Source organism: Candidatus Melainabacteria bacterium RIFOXYA2_FULL_32_9 (assembly GCA_001784615.1).
Lineage (GTDB): Bacteria > Cyanobacteriota > Vampirovibrionia > Gastranaerophilales > UBA9579 > UBA9579.
This window is the reverse complement of the sequence record MFRQ01000004.1, coordinates 1-18,703: the sequence shown is the minus strand read 5'-3', so window position 1 is coordinate 18,703 and position 18,703 is coordinate 1. Positions and strand designations below refer to the sequence as shown.

Below are 18,703 nucleotides of genomic sequence, written 5' to 3'. Positions count from 1 at the left end.
AAATGCATGAAGCACAAATTACTAATGGGGCTTTAAGAGTTCAGACCACTATTAGAATTGATGACAGACGTGATAAAGAATGCTCCATGTCAGAAAAAGTTGCTTCACTTAAGGCGAAATTATAGATGTATAATAAAACAAGATCTTTATTAGAGTAGATATTTGGTGCTTTCTCCTGATACGCCCATCCCAAATATAGCAAAATCGTATTTAGCCGGATCTTTTTTATCGAATTCCTTTAGATTTTCGGTTATTTCCTCTGCTGTTTTCCAGTCATCGACTTTTCTGCTGGTTAAGTCTAATTTTCTTGATAATCTTGCAACATGTACATCAAGAGGGATTATTAATCTATCTGTTGGAATTTCTTGCCATAGATTTAAGTCGACAGGGCCCGGTCTGACCATCCATCTCAGGAACATGTTTAAGCGTTTACAGGCGCTGCCTTTTTCTGGGCTTGGAATAAGAAAATAAAAGCCTTTTGCCTCTTCTTCTGTTGGTAAATATCCTCTTATTGTGCATACAAAACTAGTTAAAGCAGGCTTTATATTTTTATCACTTATAGAAAAACCGGCTAAAAAGCTGTTTTTTATTCTGCTATATTCTTTTAAAACACCATTTAATGCAGATATCAATAAAGCTATGTCTCTTCCCGAAGTATATCTGTGAATAAAACCGTTAAAAAGCTTATTATCTTTGTCAAAATCAAAGTTTGTTACAAAATTATAGGGTTCAAAATCCATAATTTTTAGTATTTTTTCTACACTTTCAAGAATTTTATCCCTTTTTCCATAGGCTAAAGCTGATGAAATTAACCCTGCGATTTCCTGATCCTGAAAATTATCGAACATATGAGGAAATTTTATAGGATCATCATTTATGAATTCAGGAATTTCATATTTTTTAACCAGACTGTCTAAAAATTTCTTTTTTTCGTTATTATTCATGATTTCCTCGTTGTTTGGAAAAGAAATTTTTTAAGACTCTTCGGCATTCTTCTTCCTGGATGCCACCTATAATTTGAGGTTTAAACTTTATAAATTCTGTCATATTCATAGCTGAGCCTAAAGCTCCATATAAAGGATCATAAGCCCCAAAATAAATATTTGGAATTCTGCTGTATAATATTGCGGCTGCGCACATTGGACAGGGCTCTAGAGTTATATAAATTGAGGTATTATCAAGTCTCCAATTACCTGTAGCTTTAGATGCTTCTTGAATTGCCAGTATTTCGGCATGAGAAGTTGCATCATTTTCTAATTCTTTGCGATTACAGGCTCTTGCTATGATTTTATCATCTTTTACAATTATCGCTCCAACAGGTACATCTTTGGAGGATTTCGCTGCTTCTTCCAAAGATATAAGCATATACTTATCGTGTTTATTACATACTTCACTCATAAGAGAATTTTAGCTCTTCTTAAATTATTTTCAATGCCCGTTTTTACTTATTCTGTTATAGATGCAGGATTAGCTGGTAAATTTGAATTTGCTTCTAAGGGAAGTGTAAAGCATGCCTCAAAACCGTTTTTAGCAGAAAGGACTATTTTACCTCCCATATTTTCAATTAAACCTTTTGCAATGAATAATCCCAATCCTGTTCCTCGTGTAGTCCTGGTAAGATTATCATCAATTCTAGTAAATTTATCGAATAGTGTATTTAAGATAATGTCTGGAATTGGCTCACATTCATTTTGAATTTTTATAACTGCTTTATCATTTTCCTGATAAACGTTGATATTGATTTCAGAATTTTCAGGAGAATATTTTATAGCATTATCAAGCAAATTGATGATTACCTGTTCAACTCTATCAGAATCAGCATATGCAGTAGAATCTTCATCTATAGATAGACTTATTATTCTTGTCTGCTTTTGTTGAATAGATAAAATACAGGATTCAAATATTTCTCTTAAGTTTAATTCAGTTGGAAATAGCCTTATTAATGATGATTCAATATCAGGTATAACCAGGAGATCTTCAACTAACCTGCTTAACCTTTCAGTTTGCTGCTTTATTACTTTAAGAGACTTGATTTTTGTATCTTCATCTACCTGAATATCACTTCTGAGCAATCTTGAAGTATACCCTTTAATGCAGGTAAGCGGTGTTCTGAATTCATGACTTACTGTATCAATAAGATTGGATTTCATTTCATCCAGCTTTGAAAGCTGTTTATTGGCTTGCTGCAATTTTTGATAAGATTCATCGACTTTTCGTACCATACTATTAAATTCATTTATTAATAGTACAAATTCATATGGTGCAAAAAAGTCTTTTATAAGCCTGACTCTCTTTCTGTAATTCCCTTTCTCCATTGCAGAAATTGCTTTTAAAAGCTGCTTTATGCTTGTATTTAAAGAAAGTGAATACCAAATACCAATTATAATAATTGAAAGAGCTGCTATCATAAGAGCATGAAGTATCTTAAATCTGGCTTTTGAGATTCCATAATTCGTAAGGTTCTTTGGGGTGAACACTACTATTGCCCAATTAGGATCTTGTAGCTTTAAAAATACATGTGGCTGGTTTTTATGTTTTCCAAATATAATAGGTTCGCCAATTTTATATTTATTAGGAAGATCTAACAGGATTTTTTTAAAAGTAGAATCATTACGATTATAGGACATAACGATATTTTTATTTGAATCGATAATATATACCTGTCTTTTATCATTAACTATAAACTTGAAGACCTCATTCTGAAGCTTTTCTAGATCAATAAATTCCCTTAAATATCTATCATTTGATAGTTTAGCATATACTATCAAGGCATTATTTTTTGGATAAGGGATTATATCTGTATTTGAATTTGTAAAATTAGGAATTGGAGTGCATATATCATTGTTTTTATTTTGATTAATTATATCAAAATTAGGAATTTCAGTCGAAGAACTGGATATTTTTTTTAATAAGCTGTTGATTTGATTAGGTGATTTTATATAATTTGAACTTTCTGCAATATATGAAATAGCTAACTTTCTCGCCTCTATACTGCTTAGTAAACGGTGATAAACACTGTCAGCAGTAAGGTTTGCAGAATATCTTATTTCTTCTCTTACGGCATGCTGGTTTACATTAATTACAATAAGTGCAGCGATACATAAGGGTAAAAGTACCGCAACCAAAAAGACCATTAATAATTGTTCATATATTTTAAGTTTTCGCATTTCAGACTATTTTGATATTCAATTATCTAACCAGGGAACAAGTTTGTAACCAACATTTGTAACAGTTTGTATGTATTTAGGAGATTTAATGTCAGGTTCAATTTTATGTCTAAGTCCTCCCATATGTACCCTGACCATTCTAACATCATCTTCAGCATCATATCCCCATACTTCTTTTAGAAGAGTGATTAGGCTTACGGCTTGGTTGATATGCTGCATTAAACAATACAAAATTTCAAATTCAGTCGGAGTAAGTTTTATAATTCTTTCTTTTATTCCTGCCTCAAGAGAATCAGGAAATAATTTAATATCTCCGGCTTCCAGAACTTCCTTAACTGAATTTTGTACTTGAGGAGTATTTATTCTTCTTAATAATGCTCTCATTCTCAGGAGAAGTTCCTGAATATCAAAAGGTTTAACCAGATAATCATCAGCACCTGAGCTGAAACCTATTGCTTTATCCTCGATAGTACCTTTTGCAGTTAACAAAATTATAGGAATATCCTTTGTTTTAGCGGAAGTCCTTAAGTTTTTACAAACCTCAAATCCATCCATTTTAGGCATCATAACGTCTAATATTATTAAATCATAATTATTTTGCTGAGCTTTCTGTAGTCCACTTAACCCATCATTTGCATTATCAGTAGAAAACCCACTTAATTTTAGGTCAAAGGACAGCCAATCCATTATTTCTGGATCATCATCAATAATCAGGATTCGATGTGACATATAAATACCTTAATCCATAATTTATTTTACTTTTTATTTATTTTAGCAAATAAGTAATTCAATGAAAATGTAATCTGTTTTCTGCTTTTAGACAAAGTTTTTGAGATAAGATATAATTTATCAAGTTTAATTTAATATTGAAGTTTCTATTATTTTATAGAAAATAGTTTATTAGAGAAAACTTTTTAATTTTAATCCTAATTTATAATTTAAGTTAAAATATTTCATATTATATAAGGAAAAGAGGTTGGGAAAATGGAATTTTTTCGTAAGAATAGTAAAATTATTATAATTATAATTGGAATAGCATTCATTTTTTGGACAGTGGGTACTATGCTATTGCCAATATTCTATTGATAGATTGGTTCTTACTTATTTTAAATAAGAAAATTCTATCTATTACTGATGAGAGGAATTTATGCATTTTAGATTTTTATATAAGCGTGTTGTAGCAGTATTTTTAGTTGGTTTATTTTTTGCCAGTTCAATCATATGGCCTGATTTGTCTTATGGAAAGTCAGATAATGAAGTCAAATTGAATGGCGTTAAAAGCTCAATTGAAGCTAAAAGAAAAGCTGCAAAAGAAAAAATAGATGAATTAAAGAGAAAAGAAAAAATCGAAATAAACAAGTTATATATAAGTCAAAGAAAATTAGAGGCAACAAAAAATGATATTGAATATTGTAGTGTTAAGCTTCATACAGCTAAAAGTAAACTTACCGTTTTAGAATCACAGTTGAGTAATATTTCTTATGAGCAGAATATAAGTGCCAGGCGTGCTGGAGAGAGAATTAAGCAGATTTATAAGGGTGAAAGGATCAGTATCTTGCATCTTATATTTGCAGCTCATGATATAAACACCTTTTTAGATAGAGTTTATTATCAACAAAGACTAGCTGACCATGATAAAAAGTTATTACAGGATTTGAGACTTAAAACAAGAAGATTGGTAAACGCTAAACAAGATATTGAGTATCAAAAGAACAGTATCGTAAGTACTATAGGCGTAATGAATCAGAAAAAGAGCCAAATTACAAGTTCAATAAGTGTAAGCCAATATATGATTAGTAAGCTAAGAACGGATAGGTCGACATATGAAGCTGCTGAAAAAGAATTAGCAAGACAATCTCAGTCAATTGCCAGCATGATTGGTAAGAGTTCGAGAAGATCTTCTATTCGTACTACCACGGACTTTTTGAGGCCAGTATCAGGAATGATAAGTTCACCTTTTGGATGGAGAAGACACCCCATATTTGGTAGCAGAAGTTTTCATTCAGGAGTGGATATTGCAGGCAAAAACAGATCACCTATTCGTGCTTCAAACACAGGAGAAGTAGTGTTTACAGGTTGGTATGGCGGATATGGTAAGGTTGTAATTGTTAATCATGGAAAATATAAAGGAACTAGTACTTCCACATTATATGCTCATTTATCCAGTACTGCTGTTAGTGTTGGACAAGAAGTAAAACAAGGTCAAACGGTAGGATATGAAGGTTCTACTGGCTATAGTACTGGGCCACACTTGCATTTTGAGGTTCGTCTTGAGGGTAAGCCTACTAATCCGTTAAATTATATTCCTTAATTTAATTTCGAAATATAAGTGAGAATAATGTAGAAAAGTAAAAAATGATTAATCTTAGTTAATATCAGCTGGTAATTTAATATTAAACATTATTTAATAAGATAAAAATAATGAGGGTTAATAGTTGGGATTGGTGAAAATAAATTTGAATAAAAAAATAATAGTTTTTATATTATGCTTCATGGTCTTAAGTCCCAATTTGCCGGCATTTGCAGCTGATCCTGTATTTATCAACACACCTGCGACTATTAATCAAGGAGATCAAGAAAAAGATAAAACTAATAATTATACAACTCAATTGCGCGGAAGCGCAGTTATGATTGATATAAACAGTGATAAGCTGGAATATTTTGAGGAGCAAAACCAGTTTGTTGCTACAGGTTCTGCTGAAGTTGTAATACCTGAACAGAATTCAAAATTAGAAGCTAAAAAAATTATTTTTGATCAAATTCAACAGCAAGTAACTGCTGAAGGTGATGTTAAGATAACGAAAAATGGTAAAGTTATCCACGGAGAGTACGCAAAAATTGATTTAGACAAAGAATCAGCTTTAATTAGTGAGCCATATACCACGATAAATCAAGTAAAGATTACGGCAAATACAGCAAATGTCTATCCTAAGAGTTTAGAAGCTTTAAAAGGTAAAGTTAGTGTAGATAACAAGGATCTTAGGCTATTATTAACTTCAGGTGGTTATTTCCCTGGTGATACAAGCAGTTCTGATATGCAGAATGCAGATATTGATCCTAATAGTAAGCCAACTTATAAAATTGTATCCAAGGAAATAATAATTGATAGTAAGCAGAATTTAAATGTGATAACACTTAAAAATGCTACTGTATGGATAGGAAAAGTTAAAATAGCAAGCATTCCATCATTGACATTGAGTACTGATAAAGATATAGAACGAATTGAAACAATGCTTCCTGAAATAGGGCATACAACGGAGCTTGGAACATATTTTGGACCCAGTCATGTGTTTTATATGCCAAATGGAGCAACTTTAAAGATGTCTCCGGTAATGTCATTTGGTGATGGCATTGGTGGAGGTGCTATAGCCAGGTTTAAATCCGACACAAATAAAACAGAATTAGGTTATACAACTAATATGAATAAATTTGTTCTTAATGGGGAGCAAAGCTTATTAACACCAAATACCAGATTGCTTTATGGCACAAATTCTTATATGGATGATGGATATTTAAATTATAGTAAAGCAAAATACCTGCTAGAATTAGTAGATGATAGAAAACTTGCATCAGCTTTTAATTTCGATCTTTATTCTAGACTTAGTGCTGGTTATGCTCAGGATTATGCGAGTGTGAATTATTATAATGATAATCCTGGCCTTGATTATTGGGATTCTAAAAATTCTTTTGGTACAGCCAGATTCAGAATTCAGGGTAATCTCATTAATAATAAGCCAGTTTTCCAGGTGCAAGATGATTTATTACAGTTAAGGCTGCAATCTCAATTTGGGATTTCTGCTTATGGAACAGGAGAAACAGTTGGTATTGTTAGAGCAGGCCCAAGGCTTGATAGTAGAATTGGTCCGGTAAGATTATCAACTACATATTTTCAGGCAGGTGTTCATGGAGAATCACCACTTATGTTCGACAGATATATGCATGGCAAGAGTAATTGGCTCGTATCTGGCGATGTTAAGCTGCACAGATATTTAAATGTGGGCCATCTTAGAAGCTTAAACCTTACTAAAGATAACTGGGAAGGTCGCCTTTCCACAGAAAATCTTGTTTATGCTAGAGTAGGTCCTGATGATGTTAAGTTTAGGCTGGGTTATGATTTTGTGAGACGTCGTTCAACTTTTGGTATAGACTTATTACTAGGATCTGGAAAATCTGCGCTTGAATTTGATAAATTAAGAGCTAATGATTTAGAATAAATTTATTAATAAAGGTATAAAATAAGTTTTAAAATATTTTAAAGAGGAAAATATATGAGTTTAAGAGACTGGTTTGCAAACAGGAAAAAAAAGCAATTTAATACGGCATTAATTGAATCAAAAATTTCTGGAGATGATTTATGTAAGCTGTGGGTTAAATGTTTTAATTGTAATGCTAATTTTCCTAGAAAAGATCTGGAAAAGAATTTAGCCGTTTGTCCGAAATGTGATTATCATTTTAGAATAGGGGCATATGAGCGTATAGAACAATTACTGGATGAGGGGTCTTTTCAGGAAATAAATTCCGGTATGTTTCCTTCTGATCCATTAGATTTTGTTGATACTGCGCCATATAAAGAAAGGCAAAAAGGTGCTAAAGAAAAAACAGGCTTGAATGAAGCTGTTGTTACAGGAATAGGCTCCATTGATGGATGGGAAGTTGCTGTAGCTATAATGGATTTTGCATATATGGGCGGTAGTATGGGTAGTGTTGTTGGTGAAAAAGTTACTCGCCTTATTGAATTAGGAATTGAGAGAAAAGTTCCCATTATTGCTATGACTTCATCAGGTGGTGCAAGAATGCAGGAAAGTTCACTCAGTTTGATGCAAATGGCTAAAACCAGTTGTGCTGTTGCTCGTGCAAACGAAGAAGGAATTTTGTATATAACTGTTCTGACTGAGCCAACATTTGGTGGTGTTACAGCTAGTTTTGGTACATTAGGTGATATTATAATTGCTGAGCAAGGTGCTAGAATCGGTTTTGCAGGAAGAAGAGTTATTGAGCAAACAATTAGACAAAAATTGCCGGCTGATTTCCAAACAGCTGAGTATCTGCTAAAGTATGGACAGGTTGATCTGGTAAGTCATAGAAAAGATTTAAAAGATACTTTAGAAAAAATTATCAGAGTTCATACTAAAAATACTTCCAAGATGAAGCAGACAAAAGCGAAAGAAAGTGTAGGTTAAGTGAGTAATGAGTACAAAATTTACACCGTTAGATTTTGAAAAATCAATATATCAAATAGAAGATAAAATAGATGAATTAAAGACACTTAGTTCTGAAACAGGGATTGATCTTCAGGACCAAATACAGACTTTGACTAAACAGGCAGAAGAGTATAAGGAGCAATTGTATTCTAACCTTGCTCCAGCTCAAAAAGTACAAATCGCAAGGCATTCAAAACGCCCAACTTTTCTTGATTATATTTCGATGATGTCAACTGATTGGGTAGAGCTCCATGGCGATAGAGCTGGAACCGATGATAGAGCTATTATTGGTGGGATTGCTCAAATTCAAGATAGGCCTGTAATGATTATTGGAACCCAAAAAGGTAAAACTACTAAAGAAAATATAGAATATAACTTTGGCATGCCACATCCAGAAGGTTATAGAAAGGCTTTGAGGCTTTTTTATCATGCTGATAAGTTTAATCTGCCAATAATAACTATGATTGATACTCCCGGAGCATATCCAGGTATAAAAGCTGAACAAACAGGTCAGGGTACTGCTATTGCAGTTAACCTTAGAGAAATGGCGAAGATAAATGTTCCTATTATTGCTGTGGTTACTGGTGAAGGTTGTTCAGGTGGGGCATTAGGATTAGCCGTTGCAAATAAAGTATATATGCTTGAACATGCTTATTATACGGTTATATCTCCTGAAGGATGTGCGTCAATCCTTTGGAGAAGTGCGGAACAGGCTAGTATTGCCGCAGAAGCACTTAGGATAACAGCTTCAGATTTATTAAAGTTAAATATTATAGATGGGATTATTAAGGAACCTCTTGGTGGTGCTCACTATGATCCTGAATTTACTGCTAAATCTCTTGCAGATACAGTAATTAAGACTATTGATGAATTGAGTCAAAAATCAGGAAATGAACTGAAGAAACTTAGACACGAGAAGTTTCGCAAATTAGGGATATTTCTTGAGTAATATTTAAGACAATTTTAAAGGTGTGTTGTCAGTTATGGAATCCATACTCATGGATTCAAGGTTGGTGTGTTTATGACTAAATATATTGAATTAAGTGTTGAAATAAATCCAATTTGGGCAGAGTATGTATCTGATGTTCTAATAAATCAGGTCGGATGTTCAGGAGTTGTAACTGAAGAATTAGAATATAAAGATGAGAAAGTAATAAGTGCTAAAACTGGTGTTGTAATAGGGTATTTATGGCTTAATGTGAATCAAGCTCCTAATATTGAAGAAATACAGGATATATTAGATAAAAATAAACAAAAACTAATTAATTCTAATATTAAAGATAAAGAGCTTGGTAGCTGGAAAGTTCATATAGATGAAGTTGAAGATGAGGAATGGGCTCATAGTTGGAAAAGATTTTGGCATCCTCAAAAAATTGGCTCAAAAATAATTATTTGTCCAAGCTGGGAAACTTGTGATATTGCTGAAACTGAGATAAAAATAGAACTTGATCCCGGTACTGCATTTGGTACAGGAACTCATCCTACAACCAGGCTTTGCATAATGGCTCTTGAAAAATATGCAAAAGAAGAAGATGAAATTGCTGATATTGGCATGGGATCAGGAATTTTATCGATAGTTGGAGCTAAACTTGGTGCTAAGAATGTTGTTGGGGTTGATAATGATCCTTCTGTTGTTGAAATTGCCATAGAAAATGCTGTGAAAAATAGTGTAGATGATAAATGTTCATTTTATGAGGGCTCGGCAGAGGATGTGCAGGGTAAGTTCCAGATTGTAGTAGCTAATATACTTGCTGAAGTTATAGTTTCAATTATGGATAATTTAATCTCTCTGGTAAATAAGGAGGGAAGGCTAATATTAAGCGGAATAATTGTAGAAAAAGCTGATATGGTTAAGCAAGCCGTACTTTTAAAGGGATTTAAAATAACTGAGATTTTAGAAGAAGATAATTGGGTTGCTATTATTGCTGAAAGATAAAAGTAGAGAATTCCATTTAAATGGAATTCTCTACTCCTTGTTAATAGTCTAACTTTTAAATTAAACTAAGGGCAACACTAGGGGCTTGGTTAGCTTGAGCTAATAAACTGGCAGAAGCTTGTTGTAATATTTGTTTCTTGGTTAATGTGGCAGCTTCTTTAGCAACATCAACGTCTCTGATTCTGGATTCAGCTGCAGCCATATTTTCGTGTTTGAGCGCTAAACTCTGAATAGTAGATTCGAGACGGTTTTGTAAAGAACCGATAGTAGATCTTCTATTTGAGATTGTAGAGATAGCACTATCGATTAGAGAAATGTAACTTGAACATTTAATTGAACTAGCGAAGCTAGTGGTCAAGAATGTGCTGGTTGTGGTATTAATACCTAATGCTGTAGCATCAGCTTGTCCTAAAGGTGAACCTATTGTTAAAGAGTTTAAGGTTACAGCTGTTGAGTTAAAGTTAGGACCGATCTGAAGTGATAAGCTTGTTTGAGTTCCATCTAATAATTTAATAGAATTAAACGCTGAACTGGTTGCTATCCTTGAAATTTCTTTAACACGTTGTTCTACTTCATCTTTAATAGCATCTCTTTCAGTTGTGCCATTAGTGCCATTAGCTGCTTGAATTGCTAAATCTCTGATTCTTTGAAGGTTTTCTTGAATAATACCAAGGTCACCTTCAGCTGTTTGTAATAGGTTTACACCGGCTTGAGCGTTGGATGCTGCTACAACAGAACCTCTTGCTTGTGCTTTTAATGCTTCAGAAATTGTAAGACCTGCTGCATCATCTGCTGCGCGGTTAATTCTGTAACCAGTTGATAATCTCTCAAGAGACTTGCTCATACCAGATGTAGCGCTGGATAAACTTCTTTGTACTAGAAGTGAGCTAACGTTTGTGTTTACAACAATACCCATTCAGATTCTCCTTATCTGTTAAATAAATACATCCATGTCCTGCTAGCGATGTGGTTGCACTAGCATAAACTACACTGTTATATTAAGGCTTATTAAGTAGATAATTAATTCTAATAAAGTTAGATCTTTCTCATACTGAAGTATCAAAATGTTAAGAAATTTATATTAATTGTTGATATGTATATTAATCTCATTTTGCAATGAGGTTGTAACAGCCTGTTTATTTAGTATTTAAAAGAAAACCGTATTAATCATATACTAGGAATGATAAGAAATTTTAAGAAATAATGGGGTTTAAATATCATGATTAAAAACCATGCAAAAGACCTTTGATTCATGGCTTTGGGGTGTTATAGGAAACAAAATGCATACTCAACTAAAATGTATACTATACAAATATTTGTATTATTCTGAAACATCATCTATAATAATTCTTGAAATCAAGTTAACTGAAAGTTGAAGCACAAATAATGTGTAGTTAAAGTGAAAGGGGGAAAGGTAAAGACCTTTAAAGGATATTTTGGGTAACCAGATATGAGTAAAATTCCAGAAAATCTACAAGTTATAAAGAATAAAATAAACACAGAAAAGGTTAGAATAATCGCTGTTACAAAATATGTAAGTGTAAATGAAATACTCGAACTTTATAAAGCTGGAATTAGAAATATCGGAGAGAATAAGATTCAGGATGCAGAGAATAAAAAACAAATTCTTCCTGAAAACATAGAAAAAGATATAAACTGGCACTTTATAGGTCATTTACAGACAAACAAAGTTAAAAAGGTAGTAGGAAATTTTGAGTATATTCACTCGGTAGACTCTGAAAAATTAGTAAAAGCTGTATCAGAAAGTGCTAAGGCAAAAAATATAACACAAAATATATTGATTCAGGTCAATATAGCAGAAGAAGAAACAAAATACGGATTCGATGTCAATGCAGTTAAGGAGGTATTTCCGGAAATATTAAAATTCGATGCGGTTAATGTAGTAGGTCTAATGACCATGGCACCCTATACCTTAGATGAAAAGTTATTACATACGGTATTCAGAACTTTAAGAGAGCTAAGGGATTATTTAGAAGAAAAGTATAATTGCAAACTTCCTGAGTTATCGATGGGAATGAGTAATGATTACCAGATAGCAGCTGAAGAGGGTGCAACAATGATAAGGTTGGGTCGAGTTTTATTTGAATAGTTTAATTAGTTAATAATAAGAATGTAGTTATAGTAGTTATTGGGGAGGAGTAGGAATTGTCAGGTTTAGTAAACAAAATTAAAAGTTTCGTAGGTTTTGGACCAGAATTTGATGATGTAGAAGAATTTGAAGAAGATTTTTACGCTGCAGAAAATGAATATGCAGATACTACTGAGCTTTCAAATTCACGTAAAAAATCAAACTTAAAAGTATTAGCTCATCCAAGTGCTAACACTTATGAAGTAATGGTCATTGAACCAAGATCATTTGAAGAGTCTCTTGAAATTGTTAATAATTTAAGAGAGAAAAAATCAGTTATTTTAAATCTTCATTTATTAGATGCTGAGCAGTCACAAAGAATAGTTGATTTCTTATCAGGTGCTACTCATGCGGTTGATGGTCATCAGCAAAGAATTGGAGAAGGCGTTTTCATCTTTACTCCTTGCAATGTTTCAATTTCATCTGAAACAGAAAAAGCAAGAGTAATTAGAGATGCTTTCTGGAATCAACCTCACTAAAAAGTATTGACAGCGAATGAGGGTAAGGCGGTATTCAATACCGCTTTTTTTTTATAATTTTACCAGGGTTCTCTTGAGACTCCTATTTTATATCCGATTATATTTACTATTAGATGAAAAATAGGAGTTAGTATCAATGCAGCAAAGATAATTTCGACGGTGAAATTTTGAAAGAACCATTGTCCTGCAAAAATTATTGTTATTAGCCAGGCCCCAATTGCAAAATCTAATTGATCAACAAGTGGAAATGCCTGCCCTCTTTTTAAATTTAAGCGTCTTTTTAAAAAGCTTGCTACCACATCACCCAGCATTGATCCAACTGGTAAGGCAATTATTGCAGCTGTGTTAAATTGCGGCATGGAATCTTCTAAGAAGCGTGTGTTTATTATATTTTCCATAATTGCAATAAAAATTCCAAATACTATACCTGTAATGAAACCCTTATAGGTTTTTCCGTTTCCCAGGATTCTTTTGCCCTTATATTGCTTTCCAAAATCTATAGGTCTACCTGGTGAACCTATTTTTGCGCTAATAGCTGCTGCCGGATTTGCTAAATATGCCGGCAACATGAGCCAGATCATTTTAATTATTATTCCTAGAATATCCATAACCAGATTTCAAGATTTGAATTTATTGTAAAAAGTTATTTTATGTTGATTAGTTAAAGTTAATTATATAAGTACTCTACAAGTTTTTCTATTGACCTGGTATAGATTCTTTGTTTTGATAAGATATAATATTAATTGGTTGAGAAAAGAAGAGAAAAAAAGAATGATTCCATTATCAAGTATTAAAAAAGAGCAAAACCAGCCAAAACAATTATATATTGATTTGAATTGTGATATTGGACAGAGTTTTGGTGTATATAAAAATGATTTAGAGTTTAGTCTTTTACCTTATGTAAGTTCAGTCAATATTTCTTGTGGTTGCCATGCCGGTGATCCAACAACTATTATGAATGCTTTAAAAATAGCTAAAGAGCATAATTTAGCTATAGGAGCTCATATTGGATATCCTGATATTCAAGGGTTTGGATATCGTAGTATGAAGCTTAGCGATGAAGAATTACAGGCTGTAGTACTTTATCAGATTGGAGCTTTAAGTTCTTTAGCCAAGTCTTATAATCTTGTTATTGAGCATATAAGACCCCATGGCGCTTTATATAAAGATGCTGCTTCTAATCTTGATATTTCAGTTTCTATTGCAAAAGCTATTGCTAAATTCGATCCATGGCTCATTTATGTTGGAGCTGCTGGTGAAAATTTAAATAAGGCAGGAGAAGCTGCTGATATCAGGGTTGCCCCTGAAGTATATCTTGATAGAAAGTATAACTTTGCAGGAACCATTGATTTTGAAGTGGATAATGTTGTTGATATTCAATATTCAATCAGTCAATTGGAGTCGTTAATTAAAGATTCTACTTTAAAAAACAATCAGAATGGTAAAACCAGAGTTAATTTTAAAACCATACATCTAAATATGAAATCAGAAATTTCTATTGAAATTGCTAAAAAGGCAAAACAGTTAATATCTCATCCAGTACCGGTTGCTGCTGCTTTAATCGGCAATAATGGTTGGTTGCAGTAATATTTAATTAAATGTGCACAGATAAAGCCTCTATAATAGAGGCTTTATCTGTAATAAGTCAGATTAAGTCAGTTTTAAGAGATAAGCAGAGACTTTCTATAGAGTATTTTGTTTCAATTATACCTTCCTTGAAATCCAGAATGTTCAATAGATGAGCTTTATACAATATATTTATCACTGTTTCATCGTTTCTAATTCCTAAAATTTTCCAAAAGTTATTTTCAAGAATAGCTTCTATATTTATCTTATCCGGGTAGGGAGCAAAGATTTTATGTAATAAAAGCATAAAAGCAGTTTCAGGAATTTTAATATCATTAATTTGCCAGTAAACTTTATTTTTACTGATGAATCCAAGATCTCTTACTGTGCTTTGCAACCACCAGGAAAGGTTTTCTATTTCTTTTCCATATACCTGCTTAATATAGTCACTGAATATTTTAGGTGGTAATCCTTCTTCTGCTGGTTTATTCAGGATATGATTTGCAACAAAATCTGCTATTATTGGTTCTTGATTTAAGAGTTCATAGCGAATAATCTCTCTTAACAGCTCTTCATCTTGATAAATTTCCCAAATCTGTGGCAAGAAATTATATAGTTTTTTGTCAGGAAAAAATCTATGTAATATATTATTAGCTATTCGGATTCTGGATTTCTTTGATTCCTGCGGCAATAACAATACAAGATCATTTTTGAAGCTTTCATAAGAAAGAAAGTCCAGGCTGGATTTTATAGCAAGGACAGTTTCTTTATAAAATAATTTTTGAAACCATTTTGGGTTTTCTGACATATTTAATCTCTAATTAAAATTGGTATATATCTTTATAATAAACGATCTCAGGTTCTTTATTAAGTATAATGCCTATTGCATCAAATCTATAGTTTTTAAATTTTAAATCAGGATTTTCGTTTAAATAAGCTCCTGCAAGAGTTCTAATTTTATCGATTTTGCTTTTAGTAATTGATTCTACAGGGTGTCCGTAATTAACTGTACTTCTCGTTTTAACCTCTATAAAAACTAAGGTCTTTTGATCAGTAGCAATTATGTCGATTTCTCCATAGCGAGAATAACGCCAATTTTTTTCAATGATCTTAAAGCCTCTTTTTTCGAGATATTTAGCTGCTATGTCTTCTCCGATTTTACCTTTTGCTATATTACTTTTCATAAATAATTTCCAATTTGTGGCTTATTTTATGTTTATATCATAAAACCTGTAAGCAAATAAATATAAGCAAAAAAAAACCGGCTTTTGCCGGATAAGTCTACCACATATTAGAGAGAGGAATTAGAGAGAGAATGTTGAAGGAAGATTGCTCGCCAGTCATATCATGTATTTTCCACATTTCATTTTTTTTAAACGTTAAACTTACAATTTATTACAAAAAGTTTACATGGTTTTATGGGTTAAAACGGTAATCACTACTACTTTTCTATATTTCGTGACTTTCCAAATAATTATTTTTAGTACATCTCGAGTGTTTTTAAATAAATATAAATCATTAAAACTGGATTTAAGGGATATGCAAAAGTTGATTATTAAAACATAATCAGCTTTTTAGGTGTACATTTAATATTAAAATGCTAATTTATAGTTTGAAAATATTGTTAAAAAAGCTAATGAGATTTCGAGGTTTTTAAAGTAAAATAACTTTTTTAATTATTCAATTAATATCTGTCTGAAATAAATCTTGAGATTAGGAGGAAAAATGTTAGAGTTATATCAATTTGAACAATGCCCTTATTGTAAAAAAGTTAGAGAAAAATTAACGGAATTAAATCTTGATTATATATGCAGAAACGTACAAAAGGGCACAAGAAAAAGAGGAATATTACTTACTCTTGGTGGTCAAGATCAGGTGCCATTTCTGGTAGATCAAGATAAAGAAGTTTATATGTATGAATCAGACAAGATTATTGAGTATTTGGACAAGAATTATGGCTAGAGACTATAAAAGACCCTTTTAAAAGGGTCTTTTATCTTGTTATTATCTTTATACTTTTATTTGAGTTTCTGATTCTTCCATTGTTCCTGCTTGTCTAGATTGAAGAAGATCGTTAACTCTAAATTTGTGAGCCTTTAACATTTCTTTTTCAAGATCGGTTTTTCTAACGTTTACATAGCTAAAGTATATTATTAGTCCTACAGCAAGACAGGCAAGGTACATAACCTTTGTTTGAATAGGATTTGTCCAGATTAAGCCTGAACAAGCGAGCATAGCTAATGGACAGGTTATTATTGCAAACGGAACTTTAAATGGCCTATGTAGATCAGGTCTTTTAACCCTTAAAACCAGGATTTCAAAGCTTATAAGCGTAAATGCAGTTAGAATGCTCATGCTGCAAAGTTGTGCTGCTTGTGCAATATCGATAAATAAGCTGCCAACCATACAGATACCACCTAATACTAATGTAATTAAATATGGTGTACCAAATTCAGGATGTATTTTAGCAAGTTTTTTGGGTATTAACTTATCTCTTGACATTGCAAATAAGATGCGGCTTGTTCCCAACTGCATTACGAGTAATACGGATGTTAAGCCTGCTATAGCTCCTATTGAAATAAACCCTGCTATCCAGCTCATTCCAACGGATGACATTGCTGCTGCTATTGGAGCTTTAATATCAATTTGATTAATAGGAACCATACCTGTTAATACTGCTACAACTGCAATATATACTAATGTGCAAACAGCTAATGAAGTAATTGTTGCTATTGGCAAACTCTTTTCTGGGTTTTTGGCTTCTTCTGCGGCAGTGGAAATTGCATCAAAGCCAATATAAGCGAAAAATACAGTTACTGCACCTGCGAGAACCCCTTCAAGACCGTTTGGTAAGAAAGGTGTCCAGTTAGCAGGTTTTACATAAAATGCGCCAATCCCAACAAATAAGAGAATAACGCCAACTTTTAACATTACCATTAAAGTTGCTGCCTTAGTGCTTTCTTGTGTTCCTTTAATTAATATTGCTGTAATTGCTGCAATAATAAGAATTGCTGGCAGGTCAAGGCAGATCGGTATTGGACCTAAATGAGGAATTGCCGTTGCTGGATTAAGTCCATGATCTCCCAGTACTTTAATAGCTGAAAAATAGTCATTTACAAGCCATACAGGCGGATGTGTAAGCCAATCAGGAAGGAATGTGAAACCTTTTATAAACTTCATCAAATATCCTGACCAACCATGTGCTACAGCAATACAGCTTATCGTATATCCTATAGCTAATACCCACCCCACACACCAGGCAAATATTTCTCCAAGAGAGGCAAAAGTATATGTATAAACACTTCCTGCAACCGGTATCATAGATGCAAATTCAGCATATGATAAAGCTGCAAGAGCACAGGCTATACCTGCAACAATAAAAGATAAAATTAATCCAGGACCTGCTCCAGGCGTAATGGCAGTACCAACTGCAGCAACACCTGCTATTGTAAATATGCCTGCGCCAATAATTGCGCCTATTCCTAGTATTGTTAAATCCATTGTAGATAGTGTTTTTTTGAGGGCATGTTTCTTTGAGCCTTCAATCAATTGCTCGGGACTTTTTTTGGTTAGCATCATTTGTGCTAGTGATAACTTTAAACCTTCCTCGGTGGATCTCCCCTGAGATTTAGCCATGGGATTAGTGTGTAATTCTGCCATCAATAATATCTCCAATATGTCTAAATTACTTTTATCTTAGATTTTCTATCGAAACAACTATACTATAAACGCGATTTATAAATTCATACTTAACTGCCTATTCATATAAAAAATTAACAATTATTTAAGTGCTATTTTTATTGTTGAATTTTGAATAATTTAACATTTATTTACTTTTTTAGTATTTTAGTTTTCCTTCATCATTTAAGAATCTCCCTGGTTTTGAAGGACTTAATAATGAAATAAATTATAATATTACATTTATTGAGAAAATATTAAAGCTATTATAATTCTGCATTTAGGATAATTCGTTCTGGTTTATACAAGTTTTCTAAAATTTGTATATTAAATTAGCTGGTTTAACTAGCTGAGAGTGGGATAAAATCTGCTTTTTAGGAAATTATACTTTGAGTATGATTTTTTAGTGTTTTTAATTCCTATAATATGATAAAGGTAAAATAATGGAACTGGATGAAACATTAAATATAGTCTGTAAGGATATATTGAGCTTTTTTGATATTGATAGGGTTGATATAATTCATTAT

18 protein-coding genes are annotated in these 18,703 nt (G+C 32.5%); 9 read left to right on the top strand and 9 right to left on the bottom strand.

Annotated elements, in window-relative coordinates:
- Positions 1–149: 149 nt before the first annotated feature.
- Genes A2255_02730 through A2255_02715 form a run of 4 tightly spaced genes read right to left on the bottom strand, consistent with a single transcriptional unit; the run spans position 150 to position 3,896 of the window.
- Positions 150–944 (bottom strand): TIGR02757 family protein, encoded by a 795-nt coding sequence (locus A2255_02730; protein OGI23599.1) that lies wholly within the window; start codon positions 942–944, stop codon positions 150–152.
- Positions 937–1,398, bottom strand: coding sequence for a hypothetical protein (locus A2255_02725; GenBank protein ID OGI23598.1), 462 nt, complete (start codon positions 1,396–1,398; stop codon positions 937–939). Before A2255_02725 ends, A2255_02730 begins: the two co-directional genes overlap by 8 nt.
- 47 nt (positions 1,399–1,445) lie before the next feature.
- Positions 1,446–3,134, bottom strand: a complete 1,689-nt coding sequence (locus A2255_02720) for a hypothetical protein (protein OGI23597.1) — start codon at positions 3,132–3,134, stop codon at positions 1,446–1,448.
- 51 nt (positions 3,135–3,185) lie between these two features.
- On the bottom strand, positions 3,186–3,896 hold the full coding sequence (locus A2255_02715) for a hypothetical protein (GenBank protein ID OGI23596.1): 711 nt from the start codon (positions 3,894–3,896) through the stop codon (positions 3,186–3,188).
- Positions 3,897–4,314: 418 nt separating this feature from the next.
- Between A2255_02715 and A2255_02710 the strand changes: the two genes are divergently transcribed.
- The 5 genes from A2255_02710 to A2255_02690 all read left to right on the top strand — a co-directional run bounded on the left by A2255_02710 (position 4,315) and on the right by A2255_02690 (position 10,304).
- Positions 4,315–5,478: a hypothetical protein gene (locus A2255_02710; GenBank protein OGI23595.1), complete on the top strand. Its 1,164-nt coding sequence runs from the start codon at positions 4,315–4,317 to the stop codon at positions 5,476–5,478.
- Positions 5,479–5,623: 145 nt separating this feature from the next.
- Positions 5,624–7,381 carry a hypothetical protein gene (locus A2255_02705; protein ID OGI23594.1) on the top strand — a complete coding sequence of 586 codons (1,758 nt, stop codon included), beginning with the start codon at positions 5,624–5,626 and terminating at the stop codon, positions 7,379–7,381.
- Positions 7,382–7,435: 54 nt separating this feature from the next.
- Positions 7,436–8,347, top strand: a complete 912-nt coding sequence (locus A2255_02700) for an acetyl-CoA carboxylase subunit beta (GenBank protein ID OGI23593.1) — start codon at positions 7,436–7,438, stop codon at positions 8,345–8,347.
- Positions 8,348–8,354: 7 nt separating this feature from the next.
- A complete protein-coding gene (locus tag A2255_02695) occupies positions 8,355–9,317 on the top strand; it encodes an acetyl-CoA carboxylase carboxyltransferase subunit alpha (GenBank protein ID OGI23592.1) in 963 nt (320 codons plus the stop codon).
- A gap of 72 nt (positions 9,318–9,389) precedes the next feature.
- Positions 9,390–10,304, top strand: a complete 915-nt coding sequence (locus tag A2255_02690; protein ID OGI23591.1) for a ribosomal protein L11 methyltransferase — start codon at positions 9,390–9,392, stop codon at positions 10,302–10,304.
- Between the two features lie 55 nt (positions 10,305–10,359).
- Here A2255_02690 and A2255_02685 read toward each other — a convergent pair whose 3' ends face one another.
- On the bottom strand, positions 10,360–11,220 hold the full coding sequence (locus tag A2255_02685) for a hypothetical protein (GenBank protein ID OGI23590.1): 861 nt from the start codon (positions 11,218–11,220) through the stop codon (positions 10,360–10,362).
- Positions 11,221–11,754: 534 nt separating this feature from the next.
- On the opposite strand from A2255_02685, the gene A2255_02680 reads away from it, so the two are divergent.
- Complete coding sequence (locus A2255_02680; GenBank protein ID OGI23589.1) at positions 11,755–12,414, top strand: YggS family pyridoxal phosphate enzyme; 660 nt, start codon at positions 11,755–11,757, stop codon at positions 12,412–12,414.
- Between the two features lie 56 nt (positions 12,415–12,470).
- On the top strand, positions 12,471–12,932 hold the full coding sequence (locus A2255_02675) for a hypothetical protein (protein OGI23588.1): 462 nt from the start codon (positions 12,471–12,473) through the stop codon (positions 12,930–12,932).
- Positions 12,933–12,991: 59 nt separating this feature from the next.
- Here A2255_02675 and A2255_02670 read toward each other — a convergent pair whose 3' ends face one another.
- Positions 12,992–13,501 (bottom strand): hypothetical protein, encoded by a 510-nt coding sequence (locus A2255_02670; GenBank protein OGI23600.1) that lies wholly within the window; start codon positions 13,499–13,501, stop codon positions 12,992–12,994.
- Positions 13,502–13,703: 202 nt separating this feature from the next.
- On the opposite strand from A2255_02670, the gene A2255_02665 reads away from it, so the two are divergent.
- A complete protein-coding gene (locus A2255_02665; protein ID OGI23587.1) occupies positions 13,704–14,519 on the top strand; it encodes a hypothetical protein in 816 nt (271 codons plus the stop codon).
- 58 nt (positions 14,520–14,577) lie between these two features.
- Here A2255_02665 and A2255_02660 read toward each other — a convergent pair whose 3' ends face one another.
- A complete protein-coding gene (locus A2255_02660) occupies positions 14,578–15,306 on the bottom strand; it encodes a hypothetical protein (GenBank protein OGI23586.1) in 729 nt (242 codons plus the stop codon).
- A 13-nt stretch (positions 15,307–15,319) separates the two neighbouring features.
- Positions 15,320–15,682: a YraN family protein gene (locus A2255_02655; GenBank protein OGI23585.1), complete on the bottom strand. Its 363-nt coding sequence runs from the start codon at positions 15,680–15,682 to the stop codon at positions 15,320–15,322.
- 541 nt (positions 15,683–16,223) lie between these two features.
- Between A2255_02655 and A2255_02650 the strand changes: the two genes are divergently transcribed.
- Positions 16,224–16,460: a hypothetical protein gene (locus A2255_02650; GenBank protein ID OGI23584.1), complete on the top strand. Its 237-nt coding sequence runs from the start codon at positions 16,224–16,226 to the stop codon at positions 16,458–16,460.
- A gap of 48 nt (positions 16,461–16,508) precedes the next feature.
- Here A2255_02650 and A2255_02645 read toward each other — a convergent pair whose 3' ends face one another.
- Entirely contained in the window at positions 16,509–18,158 is a 1,650-nt protein-coding gene (locus tag A2255_02645; GenBank protein OGI23583.1) for a hypothetical protein, read from the bottom strand.
- Positions 18,159–18,703: the final 545 nt, after the last annotated feature.